Genomic DNA, 24,322 nt, shown 5'->3' with positions numbered 1-24,322 from the left:
CCAGTTACATCTTCATGCCGGGCACGGCGAGCGGATTATCCTCCAGCGCCGCCCGGTCAGGGCGATCCACCTGCGGCTGGCCGGTAAAGGCGGCGAAGAGATCCGCAACGAAGCTTTCCGGCAGGTCCTGCGTGATGAGCACCATGCGCGTGCGCCGGTCGGAACCCTCCGGCCACTTCGGCAGGCGCTGTGGCGGATGAAAGATGCTCTGGACCCCGTGCAGGATGAGCGGCCGCTCGGGATTATCGGCAAGCGCCACCACCGCCTTCATGCGCAGCAGCTTCTCTCCATGGGCCGAGCGCAGCAGATCCACGAACATTTCCAGCGCCATCGGATCGATCGGTTCGTCGTGGATGATCGAGAAGGAACGGATGTTCTCGCCATGACGGCTGATGTCATGGTGATGGTGAGCGTGGTGATGATGGTGATGGCCGTGAGCATGCTCATGATGGTGGTCATGGTGATGCACCTCATCATGATGATGCTCGTGATCGTGCGCGATTTCATCGCGCAGCCAGCGATCGACATCGGCGATCTTCGTGGCCGGATCATAGAGGCCGTTTTCGAGGATCGCGGCAGTGCCTGCTTCCGCGCGGTCGCCATCCACCATTGGTGCGCGGGGATTGAGCGCGGCAAGGCGTGATTTCAGGGCGGCAACTTCCGCGGCTTCCGCCATCGCCTGCTTCGAGATCACCAGCCGGTCGGCAACCGCGACCTGCTTCACGGCTTCCTGGTGCCGGTCGAGCGTGGCAAGTCCATTGACCGCATCCACGAGGGTGACGACGCCGTCCAGCTCGAAATTCTGTGCGACGACCGGATTGCCCATGACCGACTGCATGACAGGCGCGGGATCGGCAAGGCCGGTCGTCTCGATCACCACGCGGCGGATCGGCTTCAGCCGGCCGGTCTGGATGCTATCCATAAGCCCCGCGAGCGTTTCCACCAATTCGCCGCGCACGGTGCAGCAAAGGCAGCCGTTCGAAAGCTCGACCAGCGTGTCGCCCGAGGTCTCGACCAGGAAATTGTCGATGCCGACCTCGCCGAACTCGTTGATGATGACGGCCGTGTCGCTCGTATCCGGGTCCCTGAGAATGCGGTTGAGCAGGGTCGATTTCCCCGCACCGAGAAAACCGGTGAGAATGGAGACCGGAATGCGACCGCGCGGGTGAGACATGGGACTTTCCCGTTCAAAAAGTGGGACGTGGCAAGGGGATCGGCACGTTAGCGATCTCTTCCCCGCCCTTGTTGCCTGCAACAGTCTCGGGACCCGGGATGAGCCCGGCGAAGCTATAGACCGGCGGGCGGGCCATTTCCTTGATATAGGGCGAATGCACGACCATGCGACCGGCATCGTCCCGCCCTTCGCTGCGGACCTTGGCAGCTTCCCGATTGCAGATTTGGTCGCTGAGATCGTTGATCGTGGCGGTATCGCCATAGGGAGCAAGCGAGGCAAGTGGCACGCCGCGGTTTGCCGCGATCGTCAGCCCCTTCTGAAGCAAATCGGCGGAATCGTCGGCGCGGCCGGCAAGGCTGTCGGAGCCGAGCACGACTGAAATCACTGTTCGTCCGTTGCGGGTCGCCGAAGAAACCTGATTGAAGCCGGCTGCGCAGATGAAGCCGGTCTTCATTCCGTCCGCACCCTCGAAACGGCCGATCAGCATGTTGAAATTAGGATAGTTCTTCTTGCCGGTATTGATGCCTTCGAGCGAGAAATAACCCGCGAATTCAGGAAATTCGCGCTTCAACTGCAGCGCCAGGATGGCAAGATCGCGCGCCGTCGTATACTGCCCCTGCCCCGGCAAGCCATGCGGATTGATGAAATGCGTGGACGTCATGCCGAGGCGCTGAGCCTCAGAATTCATCATCGCCACGAACTGGTCGAGCGAGCCGCCCACGGTTTCGCCGACGGCGACCGCGACGTCATTCGCCGATTTGACGAGGAGGATCTTCAGCGCGCTGTCCATGGTGAGCCTGGAGCCGGGCTTGAAATACATCTTGCTCGGCGGCTGATCGGCCGCCCTCTTGCTCATCACTACCTCGCTATCGAGCGAAAGCCGGCCGCTCTTCAGCGCCTTGAAGGTCACATAAGCCGTCATCAGCTTGGTGAGCGAGGCCGGATACCATTTCCGGAAGGCATCCTCGTGTTCAAGAACACGGCCTGTCCTGACATCGATCACGATCTTCGGATTGGCGGCTGCATGGCCGGCGGAGCCAAGGAGTGCCAGAGCCGTCAAGGCTGAGATCAGCCGAGTGGCGGACGGCAGACGGGGCTTCGATAGAGGCAAGATAGTTCCTCGTTGTTCCTGGATTAACGAGTAGGGCGGATAGTTGGCCTATGTGGCCAAGCAATGGCAAAGAAGATTGATTGCGTCAATCGTGAGGGGCAGTATCGTCTGGGGAGGACGAGTCATAACCGCGTGAGCGAAAAATAAGGGAACAATATGCCGATTTTGAACCGGGCCGCCGAACTGCAGGACGAAGTCAGCGGCTGGCGACGATATCTTCATGAAAACCCTGAAATTCTTTATGACGTCGAAAATACCGCCGCCTTCGTGGCAGCGAAACTGAAGGAATTCGGTATCGACGAAATCGTGACGGGCATCGGCCGCACCGGCGTCGTGGGCATCATCCGCGGACAAGGGGCCGGCCGCACCATCGGCCTGCGTGCCGACATGGATGCCTTGCCGCTGACCGAGATCACCGGCAAACCCTGGACTTCCAATACGGCCGGCAGGATGCATGCCTGCGGCCATGACGGGCACACGGCCATGCTCCTGGGTGCGGCCAGATATCTTTCCGAAACCCGCCGGTTCAACGGCGCCGTGGCGCTGATCTTCCAGCCCGCCGAAGAAGGCGGGGCCGGCGCGCTCGCGATGATCGAGGACGGCATGATGGAACGCTTCGGCATCGAGGAAGTCTACGGCATGCACAACATGCCCGGAATTCCCGTCGGCCGTTTCGCGATCCGCAAGGGCGGCATCATGGCCGCCCCCGACCGCTTCACCATTACCGTCAAGGGACGCGGCGGCCATGCCGCTCAGCCGCACCGGACGATCGACCCCATCTTCATCGGGTCGCAGATCGTCGGCAGCCTGCAGGCGATCGCCGCCCGCAATGCCGATCCGCTGCGCTCTGTCGTTATCTCGGTTACGCGTTTCGATGCCGGCACCACCCACAACATCATTCCGGACGAGGCGATGCTCGGCGGCACGGTGCGCACGCTCAGCGAAGAGATCCGTGATCTTGCCGAGAACCGTATCCGCCAGATCGTCGCGGGTATCGCCGGCGCTCATGGCGCGGAAGCCGCGATCGAATACGAGCGGAACTGCCCCGTGACCGTGAACCACGATCGGGAAACGCTCCATGCAGCCGGTATCGCGCAGGAAGTGGCCGGAACGGCAAACGTCGACACCGACGTCGACCCGAGCATGGCGGGCGAGGACTTCGCCTATATGCTGAAAGCCCGGCCGGGCGCCTTCATCTTCATCGGCAACGGCGATAGCGCCCCTCTCCACAATCCCGGCTACGACTTCAACGACGAAGCGATCGCCTTTGGCATTTCCTACTGGGTGAGGTTGGCCGAACAGCGGCTGAGCGAGTGATCCCGGCATCCGCCGAGGAAAAGACTTGGCTTCGGCAGACGCCTTTTGTATGGATGTGCCAAGTGGTCCCGTAGCTCAGCAGGATAGAGCACCAGATTCCTAATCTGGGGGTCGCGCGTTCGAATCGCGCCGGGATCACCATCAAGCCCTGGTCGATTGCGGCGCTATCTTATCTCACCTTGACGAGCGAACCTTCGGGCAATGTCAGGCAGATGCCGACACCCGCTCGAAGAGATGCTCGTATCGCAGTATCAATCCCTCTTCGTCGACCACCAGATCCGCCTCAAAACCCGAAGACAGCCCCAGGTCGACATAGCGGAGCTTCCCGGGACCTTGCCGGTCGTAGCGCTGCCTTGAACGCGCAACAGTCAGCGCCGGCCCATCGATGAAGGCGACGTCAAGCGTGAAGCTCTCACTTCCGGTCTTCGCCATCTCACGGATAGGTAAAGTGTTGCAGAAAGGGGTGATCGACAGATCCGGCTCTGCAGCGCCTTCGAGATCGGCCCGCGGCTTGCCGTCTACCTGCCAGCCGGCTCCAGCTCGCTCCAGCCTCAGCATCCCGTGGCCCTCCGCGTTCCAGCGTTCGACAACGACGGACTGCGCATGCCAATCGGGGTCGAGCCGCCAACGATGATCCACCCGGCAACCGCCGGATTGAAGGCAAATGACGGTTGACGTGGCCTTTATTCCCTCGGGCTCCACAACAAGCTCCAGGCGCTCCAAGCCTTCGGTATCCGCGCCTCGCCAGAAAAGGACCGATTTGCTCATGATGAGCTCCTTGATTTCGACCAGGATGCAAGCTGTCTCTAGAGGGCTCCCACCGAATCGCGGGGATCGGCTCACGGAGTCACGAGAAATCTTCAGCCTAAATGAATGGTCCTCAATCACGTCCTAGGCCGTCAGAATACCTGTGAATCACTGACCTGCAAAGCCCCTCTGCTCTTGCCCGTGACTACTTCGCAGCACAGCAGCACTTCCGCTTTTCCACCACTCCAGAAACGATTTTTCGCCGCAATTCACCCTCCCCGCCGACTTACTGGATGCGGGCTTGATCTAAGTTCCACCGTGGAGTAATTATTTCCCCGCCGAAGTGATTTGTGGAATTTTATCGCGGGGACGATTCTCATGACGGCGATTCGCTGCGCCCGGATTCGCGGGCTGACTTTGCTGACTGGCCTGCTGCTTCTGGCAGGCTGCACGTCATCCCAGACAACTTCCTCCATCGACGCCGACGCGATCAAGGCAAGCGCCGTTCCGGCAGGAGCTTCGAAGAAACGGGTCTACAACTACACGTCCGCCGACCGCGAATGCCTGAAAAGGGCAATGTATTTCGAATCCGAGCGATCGAGCAAGAACGGCTTCATGGCCGTCGGCAGCGTGGTGATGAACAGGCTGACCTCCGGCGCCTATCCCGGCACGATTTGCGGCGTGGTTTCCCAGGAGAAACAATTCGCCCCGGGCGTGATGACGCGGAAAATGGAAGAGGAAACGGCCCCTGAACTCGAACTAGCCGCCGACGCCATCCTTCGGGGCGAGCGGCACCCGCAGGTGAAGAATGCCATGTTCTTTCATCAGAGCGGATTGAAGTTTCCCTATCGGAACATGCACTACGTGACCGTTGCCGGCGGCAACGCCTTCTACGAAAAGCGTGGCCGGGACGGCGATCTGCAAACCCCCGCCCCAAGACAATCCGGCGAATACGTTCTGAGCTTTGCTCAGCCCTCACCGGCCTCCCAGGGCCTGACGGAGATTACCGACCTGGCGCAGGCAACCGCGCCAACCGCTTCACCGGCAACGGATGTGGCATCATCTCCCGTACAGGCCGATACATCTGCAATTGCGGCTGCTGCATCTCCTGCGGAGACATCGATTTCGGTTGAGGATCCTATCCTGCCGTCGATAGTTCCAGTTCCAATCCGACGGCCTGAACTGCCCGGCGCGTCGGCCGCGGAAGTTGCAGCGGTAAATACCGGCACGGGGCCACTTCGCTCCGGGACCAATACGCTGCAGTAAAGCCACCGGTCGCTTGGGCAAAAAAATGGTCAGCGCGGCCTGACGTGCTCCATGCGAAAGCCGAGGCCGATCAGGCGGCCGGCGAGATGGGCGAGCAACGGCCAGCGGGCGATGCCGCGGACGAAAGCCGGCGGCCCTTGGCGTTTCCGCTCATCCACCTGATCGGCGCGACGGCTGCTCCGCATCATCAATTGCAGCTTCTGCGTGGCTCTGGTGGGAAAACCGCGGCGCTTCTCCACGGCGGCAAGGTCCGCATCGGAAAGCCTCCCCTCACGAAGCGGCCGTGACAGGATATTGGCGGCCGCGACTGCATCCTGGATCGCGAGATTCACGCCGACGCCGCCGATCGGCGACATGGCATGCGCAGCATCGCCTATGCAGATCAGGCCTGGCCGCCACCATTGCTTCAATCGATCGATGCGCACCGTCAGAAGGCTCGTATCGTCGAAGCTGCGGATTTCCTGTACGCGATCCGCCGGCAAGGGCGAAACCTCGATCACCATTTGCCGAAACGCTTCGATCCCCTTCCCGCGGATTTCGGCGAAGGTGCTTCGGCGAATGACATAGCCGCATTGCCAGTAATCGCCGCGATCGATCAGCACGAAACCCTGGCGCGGGCCGGCATGGCCCATCGCTTCCTGCGGATCACCCGATTGTTTCGACAGCCGCATCCAGACGACTTCGCTCGGAGCTCCGAAGCTTTCAACTTCAAGCCCGGCCTTTTCGCGCACGACGGAATTGCGGCCATCGGCACCGATGAGCAGCTTGGAGCGGATGGAAAGCGGCCCATCCGGCGTCTCGGCGACAAGGCCGGCAACTCTCCCCTCTTCCTCCAAGAGCCCATCCACCCTTGCCTGCATCACCAGCCGAAAATTCGGATAAAGCTTCGCCTGTCCGGCAAGGAAGCTCAGGAAATCCCATTGCGGCATGAAGGCGATGAAACGATTGCCGACCGGCAGGCGGGAGAAATCGGCGATCGTCACCGTCCGGCCACCCATTTCGGCCGAGAGTTTCGGCGCGCGAGTATGCGGCAACTTCAGGAATTCCTCGATCAGGCCCAGTTCGCGCATCACCTCCAAGGTGGAAGGATGGATCGTATCGCCACGAAAATCCCTCAGGAAATCGCCGTGCTTTTCCACCACGACGACATCCACGCCAGCGCGCGCCAGCAATAAGCCGAGCATCAGCCCAGCCGGCCCGGCTCCAGCAATGGCGCAAGTAGCGCTGATTTCCGTTTTTTCGCTCATGGCTCTATTTGGCTTCGATCCCGATCGCCGATCAAGCAGCACATGGTCGCAGCCGGATCGAATTCAAGGCTGCTCTTGTGAGCCGCCGCTTTCGCTTGTAGACCAGCGGCAGTTTCATGAACGAGGAATTTCATGGCCGCTGACAAACGTCGCATCAGCATTCTCGGCTCCACCGGCTCGATCGGCGTCAACACCCTCGACGTCGTCAACCAGCTCGGCGGGCGCGATGCCTACGACGTCGTCGCGATCACCGGCAGCAGCAATATCACGCTGCTTGCCGAGCAGGCTCGCAGCTCAGGCGCCCGGCTGGCGGTGACGGCGGACGAGAGCCGCTACGCCGAATTGAAGGAGGCGCTCGCCGGCAGCGGAACGGAGGTTGCGGCGGGGCGCGAAGCGCTGATCGAGGCAGCCTCCATGGAGGCTGACTGGGTGATGGCGGCGATCGTCGGCACCGCCGGCCTTGCTCCCACGCTGGCCGCAGCAAGACGCGGTGCGGATATCGCGCTTGCCAACAAGGAATGCCTTGTCTCGGCAGGCGAACTCTTCGTGAAGGCGGTGGCCGAAGGCGGCGGGCGGCTGATCCCGGTCGACAGCGAGCATAGCGCGATCTTCCAGTCGCTCGAGGATGACCAGCACCACGCGGTGGAGCGTATCGTATTGACCGCTTCCGGCGGGCCGTTCCGCACCTGGACGCGGGAACGGATGGCGGGCGTGACGGCCGATATTGCTCGGGCGCACCCCAATTGGTCGATGGGGTTGAAGATTTCGATCGGCAGCGCCTCCATGTTCAACAAGGCGCTGGAGATGATCGAGGCGAAACATCTCTTCGATCTCCGTCCCGAACAGATCGAGGTGATCGTCCATCCCCAATCGATCATCCATTCCATGGTCGGCTACACGGACGGCTCGGTGCTGGCCCAACTCGGCTGTCCCGACATGCGCACCGCGATCGGCTATGCGCTGACCTATCCGAACCGGCCGAAGCTTGACGTGGAACGGCTCGACTTCGCCAAGCTCGCCCGACTGGACTTCGAGGCACCCGATGAAATCCGCTTTCCGGCGCTCAGACTTGCGCGGACGGCACTCGAGCGCGGGGGCGTGCAGGGCGCGGTGATGAACGGAGCGGAAGAAACCGCTTTCCATGCCTTCTGCGATGGACGCATCGGTTTTCTCTCGATGGCTGATGTCGTCGAACGGGTGATGGAAGACATGGTGCAGTTCAGCGCCGCCTCGACCATGGAGGAGGTCTTTGCCGCCGATGCCGAAGCACGCCGGCGGGCCAGAGAGGTTATCGCGCGGGGAGAGATGGTGGCTTAAGCGGCTATTCCAACTGCGAGCGTCATTCAACACTCCGCCGTCATGCTCGGGCTTGTCCGGAGCATCTATCCACGTCGATGGTGCTGAAATGGCTTAGATCCTCGGGACAAGCCCGAGGATGACGAAGGCGGCGGCGAGCCTTCAGACTAATCACGCCACGTGGCGCGCCAGCGCGCAGCGCGACCAGAGCTGATGCAGCGAGCCGACGAGATGCTCGAGATCGGCATCCGAATGCAGCGGCGTCGGTGTGATGCGCAGGCGTTCCGTCTTGCGCGGCACGGTCGGGTAGTTGATCGGCTGCACATAGATATTGCAGGTATCGAGCAGGATATCCGAGATCCACTTGCACTTCGCAGCATCACCGACCAAGACCGGAACGATATGGCTCGGATTGTTCATGTGCGGAATGCCGCGCTGGTCGAGCATGGCGCGCAGCTTGCGCACCCGGTCCTGATGGCGGACGCGCTCGAAGGGGCTTGCCTTCAGATGCTGGATCGAGGCGACCGCGCCCGCGGCAAGCGCCGGCGGCAGCGCCGTGGTGAAGATGAAGCCGGAAGCGAAGGAGCGAATGAAGTCGCAGAGCGCGGCCGAGGCGGCGATATAGCCACCCATGACGCCGAATGCCTTGCCGAGCGTGCCTTCGATGACCGTCAGGCGGTCCATCAGGCCTTCCCGTTCGGCAATACCACCGCCGCGCGGGCCGTACATACCGACCGCGTGGACTTCGTCGAGATAGGTCATGGCGCCGTATTTGTCGGCGAGATCGCAGATCTCCTTGATCGGCGCAATATCACCATCCATGGAATAGACGGATTCGAAGGCGATCAGCTTCGGCGCGTTCAGATCGGCCGCCGCGAGCCTGGCTTCGAGATCGGCCAGATCGTTGTGCTTCCAGATCACCCGCTCGCACTTGGCATAGCGGATGCCTTCGATCATCGAGGCGTGGTTCAGCGCATCGGAGAAGATGATCAGGCCGGGGATCTTGGCGCCCAGCGTGCCGAGCGTCGCCCAGTTGGAGATGTACCCGGAGGTGAAGACGAGCGCGGCTTCCTTGCCGTGCAGATCGGCAAGCTCGCGCTCGAGCAGAACATGGTGGTGGGTGGTGCCAGAGATATTCCGGGTGCCTCCCGCACCCGCGCCACAGTGATCTATGGCTTCCTTCATGGCCGCGATCACAGCCGGATGCTGGCCCATGCCGAGATAGTCGTTGGAACACCAGACGGTCACTTCCTTCGGACCATCGGGGGTGTGACGCGTGGCACGCGGAAAATTGCCGCGATGCCGCTCAAGATCGGCGAACACCCGATAACGGCCTTCCTGATGAAGCCCGTCCAGCTCGCTCTTGAAAAACGCCTCGAAATCCATGTCACACTCCAGAACCTTGCTTGGTTTTGGTTTGTAGGCCGCTTTTCGTCAACCCTGCTGCGAGAGAATAAAAGCCGCCTGCGGCATTTGGCCCGACTTTTTTGAATTATTCCAATGAACAGCTAGCGAAAATCTGAAACTGATTATTTGATTTGCGTCAAGCCGGCACGAAAAAGGCGGCCCTAAAGCCGCCCTGTTCAGAATGCGGCGTGAACCAAGGCTCATCCCGCCGCGGCCATAGCTCGCTTCGCCATTACCTTCACGAGATTGGCCCGGTATTCGGCATCGGCGTGCAAGTCAGACAACATGCCGGCTGAATCGACCGCTATGTTTGCCAGAGCGTCGGACGACCAGGATGAAGCGAGTGCCGCCTCCATGCCGTTATGGCGGAAAACGCCATCGGCGCCTGCCCCGGTCACGGCAACACGCACCCCATCGGCACCGCGAGAAACGAAGACACCGGCCATCGCGAACCGGGAGGCTGGGTTGTCGAACTTGGCATAACCCGCCTTTTCCGGCGCCTCGAAAGTCACCGCGGTTATCATCTCCCCTTCTTCCAGCGCAGTCTCGAAGAGGCCGGTAAAGAAGTCGTCCGCCGGGATCGAGCGACGATCGGTAACGACGGTTGCACCAAGACCAAGGACCACGGCCGGATAGTCCGCGGCGGGATCGTTGTTGGCGATGGAGCCCCCGATCGTGCCCATGTGCCGAACGTGGGGATCGCCGATCCGGCCGGCCAGATGGCAGATCGCCGGACAGACCGCCTGCAGCGCCGCCGAGCCTGCCACATCCGAATGCGGGGTTGCCGCGCCGATCCTGACCTTACGGCCCTCGACCGCAATTCCCTTGAGATCGGGAATATGACGAAGATCGACGAGATCGCTCGGGGCGGCAAGCCGCTGTTTCATGGTGGCGATCAACGTCATTCCGCCGGCAAGATACTTTCCTACGGGCCGCGAGGAGAGAAGATTGACCGCTTCCTGGACGGAGGAAGCGCGATGATAGTCGGTTGCGTACATGTCCCTTCCTCCTCAATGGGCAGCGTGCAGTGCGTGCCAGACCTTCATCGGTGTCGCCGGCATGGCGAGCCGGTCGTGGCCGATCGCGTCCGTGATGGCGTTGATCAGCGCCGGAGGCGAGCCGATAGCGCCGGCTTCGCCGCAACCTTTGACGCCGAGCGGATTGTTGGGGCACGGCGTGTTCTGATGCGACAGCTTGAACGAGGGCAGGTCGTCGGCGCGCGGCATGGTATAATCCATGTAGCTCGCCGTCAGAAGCTGGCCTGTCTCGGGATCGTAGTGAACCCCTTCGAGCAGCGCCTGACCGATGCCTTGCGCAAGGCCGCCATGCACCTGGCCCTCGACGATCATGGGATTGATGATGTTTCCGAAGTCGTCTGCCGCGACGAACTGGACGATGTCGGTCTCGCCAGTTTCCGGGTCCACCTCGACTTCGGCGATGTAACAGCCGGCCGGGAAGGTGAAGTTGGAGGGGTCGTAGAAGGCGCTTTCCTTCAAACCGGGCTCCATGCCGGACGGCAGGTTGTGAGCGGTATAGGCGGCCAGCGCCACCTGAGGCCAGGGCAGGGTCTTATCCGTGCCGGCAACCTTCAGCTCGCCGTTTTCGACGACGATGTCGCTCTCGTCGGCTTCCATCAGATGCGCGGCGATCTTCTTCGCCTTGGCCTCGACCTTGTCGAGCGCCTTGACGACTGCCGACATGCCGACCGCGCCCGACCGGGACCCGTAGGTACCCATTCCCATCTGCACCTTGTCGGTATCGCCATGCACGATGTTGATGCTGTCGATCGGCACGCCGAGACGATCAGCGACGACTTGGGCGAACGTGGTTTCGTGCCCCTGGCCGTGGCTGTGCGAACCGGTGAAGACCTCGATGGTGCCGACGGCGTTCACCCGCACTTCCGCCGATTCCCAAAGGCCGACACCGGCACCGAGCGAGCCGACCGCCGAAGAGGGAGCAAGGCCGCAGGCTTCAATATAGCAGCTCATGCCGATGCCGCGTTTTCTGCCGCGCGCTTCCGATTGCGCCCGCCGTTCAGCAAATCCGCTCCAATCGGCGGCCTGCATCGCTGCATTCAGCGAGGCTTCGTAATCGCCCGCGTCATAATTCATGATGACTGGCGTCTGGTGCGGGAAGGACCGGATGAAATTCTTTCGCCGAAGCTCCGCCGGCGACATGCCGAGTTCCCGCGCGGCGATTTCCATCGTCCGCTCCAGCAGGTAGGTCGCTTCCGGACGCCCGGCGCCGCGGTAGGCATCCACCGGCGCCGTGTTGGTATAGACGGTGCGGACATTCGCGTGGATCGCCGGGATATCGTACTGGCCCGAAAGCAGCGTGGCATAGAGATAGGTCGGCACGCAGGATGAGAAGAGCGACATGTATGCGCCGAGATTGGCGATCGTATCCACCTTGAGACCGATAATGCGATGATCGGCGTCAAAAGCCATCTTCACCTTGGAGACATGATCGCGCCCATGCGCATCCGTGAGGAAAGCCTCCGTGCGGTCGCTCGTCCATTTGACCGGGACACCGGTCTTCTTGGAAGCCCAGAGACAGACGATTTCTTCCGGATAAATGAAGATCTTGGAGCCGAACCCGCCGCCGACATCCGGCGCGATGACGCGCAACTTGTTTTCGGGCGCGACATTGTAGAAGGCGCTCATAACGAGACGCGCGACATGCGGGTTCTGGCTCGTCGTGTAGCACGTATAGTGATCCTCGGCCGCATCATAGATGCCGAGCGTCGCTCTCGGCTCCATCGCGTTCGGGGAAAGGCGGTTGTTGACGATATCGACCTCGGTCACATGCGCGGCCGACGCAATCGCCCGATCGGTTGCTTCGGGATCGCCTAGCTGCCAATCGAAAATCAGGTTTCCGGGTGCTTCCGGATGGAGCTGCGGGGCGCCCGGCTCCAGCGTCGCAAGCACCTCCGTCACGGCCGGCAACTCCTCGTAGTCCACCTCGACGGCTTCGGCCGCATCCCGCGCCTCCACAGCCGAATCGGCAACGACGATCGCCACCGCGTCTCCCACATAGCGGACGGTATCGACCGCGAGCGGACGCCAGGCGCCCATCTTCATCGGCGAGCCGTCTTTCGAATGGATCATCCAGCCGCAGATCAGATTGCCGATGCCATCCGCCTGGAGCTGCTTGCCGTCCAGCACATCGATGACGCCGGGCATGGCCTTGGCGGCGGAAGCGTCGATGCCCCTGATTTTCGCGTGTGCATGCGGGCTTCGCACGAAGCAGGCATGTTTCATGCCGGGAACGACCATGTCGTCCGTATAGCGGCCTTTGCCGGTCAGGAAACGCTTGTCTTCCTTGCGAGCAACGCGGGCACCGATTCCTTCAACACCCATTTTCGATCTCCTCCAGAAACGAGTGAATAGTGAGTAGGAACTAGTCGGTAGTGAGTAGTGTAGAAGCTAGACTACGAGGTCCCGCCTGAACCGCTAATCACTAACGACTGCTCACTACTCACTTACTCCGCTGCCTGCCTCCTGCCAGCACCGGCCATTTCGGCATCGGCGGCAAGAACGGCTTTGACGATGTTATGATAGCCGGTGCATCGACAGATATTGCCTTCGAGCCCGGCTCGAATGCTCGCTTCGTCGAGATTTCCACCATGGTGGTTGATCATGTCGACGGCGGTCATCACCATGCCCGGCGTGCAGAACCCGCATTGGAGGCCGTGATGTTCCTTGAAGGCCGCTTGTACGGGATGCAGTTCGCCCTGCGGCGCCAGGCCTTCGATGGTCGTGACGGTCGAGCCCGAGGCCTGGACCGCCAGGATGGAACAGCTCTTTACCGAGCGCCCGTCCATATGGACGACACAGGCACCGCATTGTGTCGTGTCGCAGCCGACATGCGTACCCGTCAGCCCGAGTTTCTCGCGAATGAAATGCACGAGAAGCATGCGGTCTTCGCATTCGCCGCTCACCGTGCGGCCATTCACCACCAGCGTCACTTTCGCCATCTTATTCCTCCCAGTGCCTCCTCAAGCACTCGGGTATCATTTGCTTTTTTGCCCAGGGGATCAACAGCTAGTTTCCACGCAAAGCGCTTTTACCGGGCCGATGACGCATCATTGAACGCACGTCAGCACAGGCAAGGGAAGCAGAAATCCCTTCCTGAACCGGCTCGCGCAGCGCCCGAAACCTGGCCGAAATCTGATTGTCGATTGGTTCTAGACTTCCACATTTCAGCGGTTATTGTTCCCGCCCGTTAGGTAGCCTACAAAAGTAGCGATCAGGGCGAGGTCGCGGGCTTGGGTCGGACACCGACATTAGTCTCAATCCTGGAGGATTTTCATGAAGAAAGCCCTGGTGCTTCTTTTGGCCAGCTTGACGCTCGCAAGCTGCACGCAGACCGAGAAGGGAGCCGGCATCGGTGCCGCTTCCGGCGCCGTGATCGGCGGATTGGTCAGCGGTAACGTACGAGGCGCCGCCGTAGGTGCTGCGATCGGCGGGGTCTCCGGCGCGCTCATCGGCTCTGTTTCCGAACAGCCCGGCCAATGCTACTACCGCGACCGGTACGGTCGCCGGTATATCGACGATTGCCCGCGTCGCTACTGACACATTGCTCGGACAACACACCGAGGATTGTGGCCCCGGAGCACGCTCCGGGGCTTTTTCGTCGCAAAAACAAGAAGGACAACCGGAAAGGGGTACCCCGTTTACTCATTTGCGGTTAGATACGTAGCCCTGACGAGGGTCGTAAGGCCCGGAGGGGTCAATATTAGTTAGTTGAGTATGCGAAACGAAGACGCCGGGTGGAAAAACGAGAGGACGTTTCGCGGAGCAGGTAGTGTCGCGCTTGCCCTCGCTCTCCTGTCTTGGCCCGGGCTCGCCGACAATGCCTACGCCCTGAAGATCTTCGGGATCACGCTTTTCGGCGAGGACGAAGAGACCATCGAGGTCATCAACCCGGTACGATATGACGCGACGCTTTCAGCAGGCGATGCCGATAAAGATCTAACGAAACGGCTGGAAAACGCTGCATCGCTGGTAGCCGACGAGGAAGAGCCGGTTTCCGGCGACCTCGGCATCGTCATCAAAGCCCGCGAGGATCGAGACCGGCTCGTGGCGGTCCTTTACGAGGAGGCGCGCTACGGCGGCACGGTCGACATCTCGATCGCCGGCACCGATATCGACCAACTGCCTCCAAACCCGACCTTCGATCATTCGGGACCGGTGCCGGTTACAGTCACCGTCAATCCCGGCCCGGTTTTCCGCCTTGGCACGGTGCGTCTCGAAGGCGATGCAGCAGGGCGTGATCCTTCCGCCTACGATCTCACTCCCGGTGGAGAGGCAGGCTCGCTGCTGATCATCAAGGCGGGAGAAAGAATGCTTGCCGATCTGAAGGAAGAGGGCCGCCCGCTCGCACGGCTGACCGAACGCCAGGTAACGGCCGATCACGCGACCCAAACCGTGGACGTGGTCATGGGTGCCGTTTCGGGGCCGGTCGCTCCTTTCGGCCAGGTTGCCGTAAAGGGAGCGCGCACGGTCGACGCCAATTTCATCAGTCGCTATTCGCGGCTCGACAAGGGCGGCCGCTATTCGCCGGAACAGCTGAAAAAGGCCTCAGAGCGGCTGAGGGAACTCGGCGTGTTTTCCAGCGTCAACATCCGCGAGGCGAATGCACTGGCTCCCGATGGTTCGCTGCCGCTGACCATCGAGATATCGGAAGGCAAGCATCGCTATTTCGGTTTCGGAGCGGAATATTCCTCGATCGACGGCACGGGCATCCAGGGCTATTGGGGACATCGAAACCTGTTCGGACAGGCGGAGTCGCTCCGGATCGAAGGCAAGGTTTCGGGGCTTGGAACCAATACCGACCTCGACGGTCTCAACTATTCGGCCGGCATCATCTTTACCAAGCCGGGCGCCTTCGTGCCCGAAGCGACCTTCGAATCGCGACTTGAGGCAAAAAGCGAGAACCCCGACGATATCTATAAAGCCCAGTCCGTGACGGCATCCGCCGGCTTCGCCTATGAACTCAATGAGACGGACAAGCTGACGGCGGGCGGAGAAATCGCCTGGATCAGAGCGGACGATGCTTTCGGAGAAAACGAATACCTGACCTTCAGCGTGCCGGTGGGTTTCGAGCGAGATAAGCGCGACAACAAGCTGGAGCCGACCGAGGGCTATTATGCGACCCTTGCCGCCAAACCGAGCTATGAAGCTCTCGGCAGCAGTTTCTTCTCCTCCTTCGAGGGGTCGCTCTCCGGCTATCTCGGGCTCGGCGAGGAAAACAGGACCGTGCTTGCGGCAAAGATTGCCGGCGGGATTCTCGCCGGTGGCGATGATCTCGTCAGCATCCCCGTGACGCGGCGCTTCTTTGCCGGGGGCGGCGGTTCGGTGCGCGGTTACGGCTATCGGGAAATCTCGCCTTACAATGATGACGACGAGGCGCTCGGCGGCCGCTCCTACACGCTTGCCTCCTTCGAAGTGCGGATGAAGCTGACCGATTCGATTGGTATCGTGCCGTTTATTGACGTCGGCACCGTTTCCACCGAAATAGTGCCTGATTTCTCTGATATACGCGCGGGCGCCGGGATCGGCATACGGTACGCCACGCCTTTCGGCCCGCTGCGATTGGACGTCGCCGTCCCGTTGAAGCGCTATGACGGCGGCAGCCAATACGGTATCTATGCAGGTATAGGCCAGGCATTCTAATAGGGGCTTGCGAGCCGGCTGAAAGGTATGATCTCGGGCATGATGCTGATGATTCGCCTGCTGAAATGGGTTGTGGCGCTGGCGCTTGGTGCGACTGCGATCCTGCTCGTCATGGCGGTGGGCATTGCACTGTTCGTCGCATTCACGCCGGTCGGCGGACGGATCGCGGCAGACCGTATCTCTGCGATCGTCTCGACCCCTGATCGCATCGTCACCATCTCGCCGCCAGAGGGCTTGCTGACGGGCAACCTGCGCATCGGCGCCCTGACCCTTGCCGACGAAGCGGGCACCTATGCCGAGATCGACGGCATCACGGTCGACTGGTCTCCGGCCGCCCTCGTCAACGGCGTCTTCCGTGCGGATCGCATTTCCGCCGAAAGCATCGACTTCCTGCGCCCTCCGGTCCCCAGCCCACCTGCCCAGCCGCAACCGGCTTCTCAATCGGGCTTTTCGCTTCCGGTTGGGATAGAGGTTAAAGAGATCGATCTGCCGGACATCAATCTTTCTCCAGCACTTTCGGGCCGCGATTTCTCCCTGTCGCTTCGGGGCTCCATCAACGCCGCCGGACCGAACATCGCGCTTGATCTCGAAGCGACCCGCAAGGACGAGCCCAACGCCCGCGCGCTCGCCGATGTCCTCTACGCTCCGGCCGAAAACCGGCTCACGTTGAAAGCTTCCATATCGGAGCCGCAAGGCGGTCTGCTTGCCCGCCTCCTCCGCCTGCCTGGCGCTCCGGCCGTCGATCTGGCGCTGGACGGCGCAGGTCCGCTTTCCAACTGGGCCGGCAAGCTCGACGGCAGCGTCGGGGGCGTTCCGGTCATCGCCGTCAACGGCACGCATGTGCTCGAAGAGAGGGACGCCCATCGCATAGAGGTGACGGGTGGCGGCCAGCTCGCGACCCTGCTCCCACCTGCCTTCCGGCCGCTTTTCGACGGTACGACGGACATCGACATTTCCGCCAGATACGGCAAATCGGGCCGCGTCGACATAGAGCGCGGAGACCTCACATCCGGCGCGGTGCGCATTACGGCCAAGGGCGCATGGGATCCGGCCGGCGATAACAGCCTGACCGCGAGCCTTGCCGGCACCAACGGCCCGGTGGATGTCGTCTGGCCGATCAATGGACAGGAGAGCCGCTTCTCCTTCGAGACGATCAACTTTACCCTGAACGGTGCTGCGACCGCAGCCCGCTTCAACGCGACCGCAGCCCTCAGCTCCGCGGAGGTGCCGCAGGGTCGTTTCGAGCAGATCCGCCTTCAGGCGGAAAGCGAGGATCTGAACCTGATCGAGCGGAGCGGCAGCGTGAGAAGCCGGCTCACCTTGGGGCAGACACATTTCGAGAATGCAGAGATCAACCGGGTGATCCGTGCGCCGGTGACCCTGGATGCCCCGATCCGACTTGCACCGCCTGCGGTTGGCCTCGATGCGGCAACTTTTGAAAGCGCCGGGCTCAGCGGCACGGTCAGCGGCGCCTACGACCTTTCCAAACAGGGTGTGACCGGCAACTTCCGCGTTTTCGCCGATCCTTCCGTGCTGCCCCCGGCGCTAGCGCCGAAGTTTGAAGGCAAGGTCGCGGCCGAAGGATATGTCGACGCGGTATCCGGTGGCCGCGTGAGCCTCGAGAACATCGTCCTCAAATCGAATGCGGTCGAAGCCCACGGGAATGTTCTCATCGAAAAGGAGGCCATATCCGGCCGCCTCGCAGGCCGAGTGCCGGAACTCAAGCGCTGGCTTGCCGATGCCGAGGGAGCGGCAGGCTTCGACATCTCCGCCGAGGGGCCGCTGAACGCTCCGGCGGTCAAGGCGGTCGTCAACTCCGCCGAAGCGCGCCTTGCCGGCCGGTTGCTGGAGGACCTGAGCCTCACGGTGAACGGAACCGCCAACCCGTCCGCTCCGACGGGACACGTCGCGGCGACCGGATCGCTGGACGGTCAGCCGATCCGCGTGAATGCGGACGTGACCTCCGCCAATGGACAGACCTCCGCTCCCGATATCAGCGCCGAGATCGGCCCCAACCGGCTGACCGGTTCCCTGAACTTCTCGCCGGACATGCTGCCGGAAGGCATGATCTCCTTCGAATTTCCGGATGTATCGCTTCTCGCAGCGCTTGCGGCCCAGCAGGCGCAGGGCGACCTGAAAGGCACGGTAACGCTGAGCAATGCCGACGGACGGGCCGGCGCCGTTATCCGCGCCAACGGCTCGGGGCTCACGCGCGGCAATCTCACGATCGCCGGCCCCGCCATCGACCTTACAATACCCGATATCAAGGCGCTTGCCGCGGAAGGCACGATCCGCGCGGCCCGCATCGGAAGCGGCGCCTTCGGCGTGACGAATGTCGATCTCGGACTTACTCACGGCGAGGGCACTACCACCTTCAATCTCACTGCCGGCTACGACAATGCCCCCTTGACCGCCGCCGGCAATCTTCGCACGGGCGAGGAGATCGTAATCTCCCTCGACAGCTTCTCCGCCGCCCCGCGCAACATTCCGGTCCGGCTTGCCAACCCGACGCGGATCGCCGTCGTGGATGGCAACGCGCGGCTCTCCGATCTCACCATCGCGACAGGCAACGGCAGCGTCACGGTCAACGGCACGGCCGGTTCGACGCTCACGCTCAACGCGCGCATCGCCGCTCTGCCGGCCAATCTGATCAACACCTTCGTCCCAGCCCTCAACGCCGCCGGGACGATTTCCGGAACGGTCGACGCCACCGGCCCCGCCACGTCACCGTCGATACGCTACGATCTGGAATGGAGCGACGCGCAGTTCCGCCAAACGCGGGATGCCGGCGTCGCGCCGTTTCAACTCAGGGCCAGCGGCAAATTCGAGAATGGGACGGTAGCGCTCGATGCCACCCGCCTCTCCGGCGCGGATGGCCTCGATCTTTCCGCCACCGGACGAGTGATCCTCGATCAGAACGGCGCTCCCGCGCTCGACGTCAACGCCGACGCGCGATCCGTCCCGGCAAGCCTCGTCAACGCCTTCGTACCCGACCTCGGCACTCGAGGCACGATCAGCGGCAAGGTAACCGCGACCGGAACACCGAACGCCCCGGCTATCCGCTATGACCTGACCTGGGCGAATGCCGGCGTGCGGCAGACGGTGGATGCGGGACTTTCCGCGCTGCAGGTGACGGCCGGCGGACCTTTCGGCAACGGTGGGGTCACGCTCGATACCCGCCTCACCGGCCAGGGCGGCCTCTCCCTTTCCGGCGGCGGCTCCGTCTCGCTATCGGGGGAAAAAGCGCTCGACCTGAACTTCGATGGTCAGCTCCCCTTCTCCATTCTCTCGGGCCAATTGGCCGCCCAAGGCTTCGTGCTGGAAGGAAACGCCAATCTCGACCTTGCAATTCGCGGCACGGCCGCCGCTCCCGCGATCACCGGGACGGCATCCGCTTCCGGCGCGCGGCTCATCGACGTACGACGCAATCTCGCGATCAACAATCTCGCCGCGAACGTCCCCTTCGACGGTAATCGGGCTACGATCTCGAATCTTGGCGGCGCGCTTTCGACCGGCGGCCGCGTCACCGTGGATGGTACAGTCGGCATCACGCCCGGCTCCGGCTTTCCCGCCGATCTCCGGATCAATCTGGCGCAGGCGACTTATGCCGACGGCACGCTTGTCGCCGCGACCGCGGACGGCACGCTGACCCTGACCGGTCCACTGGTGTCAGGTCCGGCGCTCGGCGGCCGGCTGACATTGACCAAGGCCGCGATCACCGTACCGGCCAAGCTGCCGACCTCGCTGACCGAGATCGACATACGCCACCGCAACGCCCCTGCCGACGTGCTGCGCCAGATGGAGGAATTACGTCCGAAGGAAGCGCAGGGCAATTCCCGCCCGATCGCCCTCGATCTCATCATCAGCGCGCCGAACGGTATCTTCGTGCGTGGCCGGGGCATCGATGCCGAATTGGGCGGTGAACTAACCGTGCGCGGTACGGCCGTGGCACCGGAGGTTTCCGGCGGTTTCGAGATGCGCCGCGGGCGCATCGTCATTCTCACGAAACGCCTGGATTTCACCGAAGGCGACATCACGTTCGGCGGCGGGCTGATTCCCGTGCTCAACATGGAAGCCAGCACGACATCCGCCCAGACGACGATTACGGTCAACGTGACGGGCATTGCCAACGACCCGCAGATATCCTTCTCCTCTTCTCCTGCCCTTCCGCAGGATGAGGTTCTGGCGCGATTGATCTTCGGTCAGTCCATGTCGCGCCTCTCGCCGGTGCAGATCGCCCAGCTTGCCGATGCAGTCAGTCAGTTGGCCGGTGGCGGCTCTAACTCGCTGCTGGAAACGCTGCGAAGCAATCTCGGCGTCGACGATATCGACATCAACACCGACGATACCGGCCAGACGACCGTTTCTGTCGGCCGCTACATCAACAATCGCACCTACCTTCAGGTCGAGCAGGGCGGTAGCGCCGGGGCAAGAGCCACCATCAATCTCGACGTCGGCCGCGGCGTCAAGCTGAAGGCTGGGGCGGGCACCGAAGGGGGCACTGCCGGCATATTCTACGAACGCGAATACTGACCGCGACTCCAGGGAAAATCGATGGCATCCAGAGAGATCACACTGATCGGCGTACCGCTTGAGGAAGGCTCGGGGCGTGGCGGCTGCGCCATGGGGCCGTCCGCATTCCGGCTGGCGGGCATTGCCAGTACATTGGCCGGGCTCGGCTATACCATTGTCGACAATGGCGATCTGCGCCCCTCCCCCGCCGCCGATCTGGATGACCGGCCCAGTGCGAAAAACCTGCCGATCGTCGGCGCCTTCACCCGGCAGCTCGCCGAACAAACCTATGAAAGCGCTGCCGCCGGCGCCGTCCCGGTTATTCTCGGCGGCGATCACAGCCTTTCCATGGGCAGCGTCTCCGGCATGGCACGTTACGCATGGGAGGCCGGCCGGCCGCTCTTCGTGCTCTGGCTCGATGCCCATGCCGATTTCAACACACCGGAAACCTCGCCCTCCGGAAACATCCACGGCATGCCGGTGGCCTTTTTTACCGGCCAGGCGGAGTTCGCGCCGATCCTCGATCCAAAACGGCCCTTCGTGGACCCGAGGAATGTCTTCCAGGTCGGCATCCGCTCGGTCGACGAGGAGGAGCGGGCGCTAATCGCCAGGCACGGCGTCAATGTCTTCGACATGCGCGCCATCGACGAGCACGGGATGGCCGCGATCATGCGGCAGGTCATCGCCGCCGTCGAGAAGGTGAACGGATTGCTCCATGTCAGTCTCGATGTGGACTTTCTCGATCCCGACATCGCCCCCGGCGTCGGCACCACCGTGCCGGGAGGTGCGACTTTCCGTGAAGCGCATCTCATCATGGAAATGCTGCACGACAGCGGCCTCGTGCGCTCACTCGATCTGGTGGAGCTGAATCCGTTCCTGGATGATCGCGGCAAGAGCGCCCGCATCATGGTGGAACTCACCGCAAGCCTGTTCGGCAAACGCGTGCTCGACCGCCCGACCCGTGCGGCTTGATCTCCCGCGGCAAGCCAAGCCGCAATGCTGCACAATGCCTTTGCCCATTCAGCTTTGTGCAACACTCTTCCCATAGGATCACCCCAAGCGCGACCGGGGCTCGAGAGGCATATGGCACGCGAACTTTACGGCAACGGTCGCGCCAGCGCGGTGCTCCCGTCCAGCCTTGGATCATTGGGAGAAATATCGATGGCGACCGCCAACTCCACGAATTACGGCAACGAGATGCTGGAGATCATCGCTTTCCGGCTTCACGATCAGGAGTTCTGCGTAAAGACGACGACGATCCGGGAAATTCGCGGTTGGGCGCCTTCGACGCCGATCCCACACGCGCCCGCCGATGTGATCGGCGTCATGAACCTGCGCGGCTCGGTTATTCCGATCATCGATCTCGCCTACAAGCTCGGAATGCATAGCACCGTTGCCAACGAGCGCAGCGCCATCGTGGTGGCGGAGGTCCACAACATGGTGATCGGCATGCTGGTGGATCGCGTCTCCGATATCCTGACGATCCCCTCCAGCCAAGTTCAGCCGGTTCCGGAAATCTCCGCATCTTTCGACAAGTCCTTCTGCGAGGGGGTCATCGCCAGCGAAGCCGGCATGATCTGCTTCCTGAATCTCGCCAAGATGTTCAAGGGCAACGAAGCCGAAGATCTCGCCGCATAGTTTCGAGGTCCCTCTTCTCATCGATCCGAAGCCGCCGGGCATTGCCCGGCGGCTTTTTCTGTAATGTAAGTAAAAACTTACCTATGTGGTCAGTATCTGCAATTTTCATAAATTACCTATTAATTTATACATGCTCCAATGGGGCCACAGGTATGAAACCTGAAGTTGAGTATCATCTAAAAATTTGGAAAATGGGCTGAGGACGGCGTGAAACCCGTCCTGTCAGAGGGGTCAAACATGTTGGGTTTAGGCAAGTCAGCGGAAGCGCGCCATGTGGTGGATGCCATATCGCGATCGCAGGCCGTGATCGAATTCGATCTTACGGGAAACATTCTCTACGCGAACGAAAACTTCTGTCGCGCCTTGGGCTACAGCCTGGCCGAGATAAAGGGAAAGCACCACCGCATCTTCTGCGATCCCGACTATGTCACATCAGCCGAGTACCGAGATTTCTGGGCCAATCTCGCTGCGGGAAAATTCGACGCGGGAGAGTATAGGCGCATCACTAAAGCGGGCGGCGACGTCTGGATTCAGGCGTCCTACAATCCGGTCTTCCGCTCCGGCAAGCCTTACAAGGTCGTCAAGTTCGCGGCCGATATCACCGCAGCCAAGCTCAAGGCTACCGATGATGCGGGCAAGCTTACGGCGCTGGACCAGTCGCAGGCGATCATCGAATTCACGCCGGAAGGCGAGATCCTGACTGCCAACGAAAACTTCTGTCGTGGGCTCGGCTACGAGCTTTCCGAAATCAAGGGCCGTCATCACCGGATGTTCTGCGACCCGGCCTATGCGGCTTCCCCGGAGTATGCTGCCTTCTGGCGCAGGCTTGCGGCGGGAGAGGTCATTGCCGATGAATTCGTGCGCTATGGGAAGGGGGGCCGGGAAATATGGATTCAGGCCGCTTACAATCCGATTCGGGACATGAACGGACAGGTGAGCAAGGTGGTGAAGTTCGCCACCGACGTCACTCCACGCATGAGCGCCATCGACGAGCTTGGAAACGGTTTGCAGGATCTCGCGGAAGGAAAGCTTGCCCAGAAGCTCGAACGACCCTTCGTGCCCAGCATGGAGAAGACCCGGCATGACTTCAATGCCGTCGCGGCAAAGCTTCGCGATGCCATGCAGACGGTTGCGGAAAACGCCTCGGCGATCGCCGCCGCTTCGGGCGAGATTCGCGACGCTTCCGACGAGCTTGCACGGCGAACAGAGCAGCAGGCGGCGTCGCTCGAAGAAACCGCCGCCGCCCTTGACCAGATCACGACGACGGTGGCCGATGCCAGCCGGCGCGCAGACGAGGCTGGGCGGCTGGTGACCCACACCAAGGAGAATGCCGAACAATCCGGCCTTGTCGTTCGGGATGCGATCACCGCCATGGATCAGATCGCCCAATCCTCCCGCGAGATCACCAATATCATATCGGTGATCGACGAGATCGCCTTCCAGACCAACCTTCTGGCGCTGAATGCCGGGGTGGAGGCTGCCCGGGCCGGGGAGGCCGGCAAAGGCTTTGCGGTCGTGGCGCAGGAAGTGCGCGAACTTGCCCAGCGCTCTGCAAGCGCCGCAAAGGAGATCAAGACGCTCATCAACACGTCGAGCCAACTCGTTTCCAACGGTGTCGATCTGGTTGGCCAAACAGGAACGGCACTTCGCGAAATCGTCGGCCAGGTTGCGGAAATCCACGGCAATGTCGCTGCGATCGTCGAAGCCTCGCGGGAGCAATCGACCGGGCTGAAGGAGATCAATCATGCGGTCAACCTGATGGATCAGGCGACCCAGCAGAACGCCGCGATGGTGGAAGAGACCACGGCAGCCAGCCACTCGCTTGCGGGTGAAGCCGAAAGCCTGCGGAAGCTTCTCGCTCAGTTCGATATCGGCGATATGCGCAGGGAAGAAAGCCCACGCGCCCAGCATACGCTCCAAACACGCGCCG

Annotated in this window: 16 protein-coding genes, 1 tRNA gene and 1 pseudogene; 10 read left to right on the top strand and 8 right to left on the bottom strand. The window is 61.8% G+C overall.

Annotation, left to right across the window (positions count from 1 at the left end; genetic code table 11):
• Positions 1-4: 4 nt before the first annotated feature.
• Both YH62_RS21555 and YH62_RS21550 read right to left on the bottom strand, forming a co-directional pair.
• Positions 5-1,174 (bottom strand): GTP-binding protein, encoded by a 1,170-nt coding sequence (locus YH62_RS21555; protein ID WP_046796327.1) that lies wholly within the window; start codon positions 1,172-1,174, stop codon positions 5-7.
• 13 nt (positions 1,175-1,187) lie between these two features.
• Positions 1,188-2,285 (bottom strand): D-alanyl-D-alanine carboxypeptidase family protein, encoded by a 1,098-nt coding sequence (locus YH62_RS21550; protein WP_245282146.1) that lies wholly within the window; start codon positions 2,283-2,285, stop codon positions 1,188-1,190.
• Between the two features lie 156 nt (positions 2,286-2,441).
• On the opposite strand from YH62_RS21550, the gene YH62_RS21545 reads away from it, so the two are divergent.
• Positions 2,442-3,602, top strand: coding sequence for a M20 aminoacylase family protein (locus tag YH62_RS21545; RefSeq protein WP_046796325.1), 1,161 nt, complete (start codon positions 2,442-2,444; stop codon positions 3,600-3,602).
• A 64-nt stretch (positions 3,603-3,666) separates the two neighbouring features.
• Positions 3,667-3,743 (top strand) — tRNA-Arg (locus YH62_RS21540).
• 63 nt (positions 3,744-3,806) lie between these two features.
• Here YH62_RS21540 and YH62_RS21535 read toward each other — a convergent pair.
• Entirely contained in the window at positions 3,807-4,370 is a 564-nt protein-coding gene (locus tag YH62_RS21535) for a putative glycolipid-binding domain-containing protein (RefSeq protein ID WP_046796324.1), read from the bottom strand.
• Between the two features lie 357 nt (positions 4,371-4,727).
• On the opposite strand from YH62_RS21535, the gene YH62_RS21530 reads away from it, so the two are divergent.
• Entirely contained in the window at positions 4,728-5,615 is an 888-nt protein-coding gene (locus YH62_RS21530; RefSeq protein WP_082118445.1) for a cell wall hydrolase, read from the top strand.
• A 29-nt stretch (positions 5,616-5,644) separates the two neighbouring features.
• Here YH62_RS21530 and YH62_RS21525 read toward each other — a convergent pair whose 3' ends face one another.
• Complete coding sequence (locus YH62_RS21525; RefSeq protein WP_046796323.1) at positions 5,645-6,862, bottom strand: FAD-dependent oxidoreductase; 1,218 nt, start codon at positions 6,860-6,862, stop codon at positions 5,645-5,647.
• Between the two features lie 132 nt (positions 6,863-6,994).
• Here YH62_RS21525 and dxr point away from each other — a divergent pair, with 132 nt between their 5' ends.
• On the top strand, positions 6,995-8,179 hold the full coding sequence (gene dxr / locus YH62_RS21520) for a 1-deoxy-D-xylulose-5-phosphate reductoisomerase (RefSeq protein WP_046796322.1): 1,185 nt from the start codon (positions 6,995-6,997) through the stop codon (positions 8,177-8,179).
• A 150-nt stretch (positions 8,180-8,329) separates the two neighbouring features.
• Here dxr and hemA read toward each other — a convergent pair whose 3' ends face one another.
• The 4 genes from hemA to YH62_RS21500 all read right to left on the bottom strand — a co-directional run bounded on the left by hemA (position 8,330) and on the right by YH62_RS21500 (position 13,541).
• Entirely contained in the window at positions 8,330-9,544 is a 1,215-nt protein-coding gene (hemA, locus tag YH62_RS21515; RefSeq protein WP_046796321.1) for a 5-aminolevulinate synthase, read from the bottom strand.
• A gap of 221 nt (positions 9,545-9,765) precedes the next feature.
• A complete protein-coding gene (locus YH62_RS21510) occupies positions 9,766-10,563 on the bottom strand; it encodes a xanthine dehydrogenase family protein subunit M (RefSeq protein WP_046796320.1) in 798 nt (265 codons plus the stop codon).
• Between the two features lie 12 nt (positions 10,564-10,575).
• Positions 10,576-12,924 carry a xanthine dehydrogenase family protein molybdopterin-binding subunit gene (locus YH62_RS21505; RefSeq protein ID WP_046796319.1) on the bottom strand — a complete coding sequence of 783 codons (2,349 nt, stop codon included), beginning with the start codon at positions 12,922-12,924 and terminating at the stop codon, positions 10,576-10,578.
• A gap of 122 nt (positions 12,925-13,046) precedes the next feature.
• Positions 13,047-13,541, bottom strand: a complete 495-nt coding sequence (locus YH62_RS21500) for a (2Fe-2S)-binding protein (RefSeq protein ID WP_046796318.1) — start codon at positions 13,539-13,541, stop codon at positions 13,047-13,049.
• A gap of 334 nt (positions 13,542-13,875) precedes the next feature.
• Here YH62_RS21500 and YH62_RS21495 point away from each other — a divergent pair, with 334 nt between their 5' ends.
• From YH62_RS21495 to YH62_RS21470, 6 genes and pseudogenes are all read left to right on the top strand, one after another.
• Positions 13,876-14,139, top strand: coding sequence for a YMGG-like glycine zipper-containing protein (locus tag YH62_RS21495; RefSeq protein WP_046796317.1), 264 nt, complete (start codon positions 13,876-13,878; stop codon positions 14,137-14,139).
• Positions 14,140-14,316: 177 nt separating this feature from the next.
• Entirely contained in the window at positions 14,317-16,242 is a 1,926-nt protein-coding gene (locus YH62_RS21490) for an autotransporter assembly complex family protein (RefSeq protein ID WP_046796316.1), read from the top strand.
• Between the two features lie 39 nt (positions 16,243-16,281).
• Positions 16,282-20,775, top strand: a complete 4,494-nt coding sequence (locus tag YH62_RS21485) for a translocation/assembly module TamB domain-containing protein (protein WP_046796425.1) — start codon at positions 16,282-16,284, stop codon at positions 20,773-20,775.
• 21 nt (positions 20,776-20,796) lie between these two features.
• On the top strand, positions 20,797-21,726 hold the full coding sequence (gene rocF, locus YH62_RS21480; protein ID WP_046796315.1) for an arginase: 930 nt from the start codon (positions 20,797-20,799) through the stop codon (positions 21,724-21,726).
• Positions 21,727-21,915: 189 nt separating this feature from the next.
• Positions 21,916-22,392, top strand: a complete 477-nt coding sequence (locus YH62_RS21475; protein WP_046796314.1) for a chemotaxis protein CheW — start codon at positions 21,916-21,918, stop codon at positions 22,390-22,392.
• Positions 22,393-22,629: 237 nt separating this feature from the next.
• Positions 22,630-24,273 (top strand): annotated as a pseudogene (locus YH62_RS21470) (PAS domain-containing methyl-accepting chemotaxis protein); the annotation flags it as partial.
• Between the last annotated feature and the right edge of the window lie 49 nt (positions 24,274-24,322).

Origin of the sequence: Rhizobium sp. LC145, assembly GCF_001005825.1 — a bacterium.
Classification (GTDB): domain Bacteria; phylum Pseudomonadota; class Alphaproteobacteria; order Rhizobiales; family Rhizobiaceae; genus Neorhizobium.
This window is presented reverse-complemented; position numbering and strand designations above follow the sequence as displayed.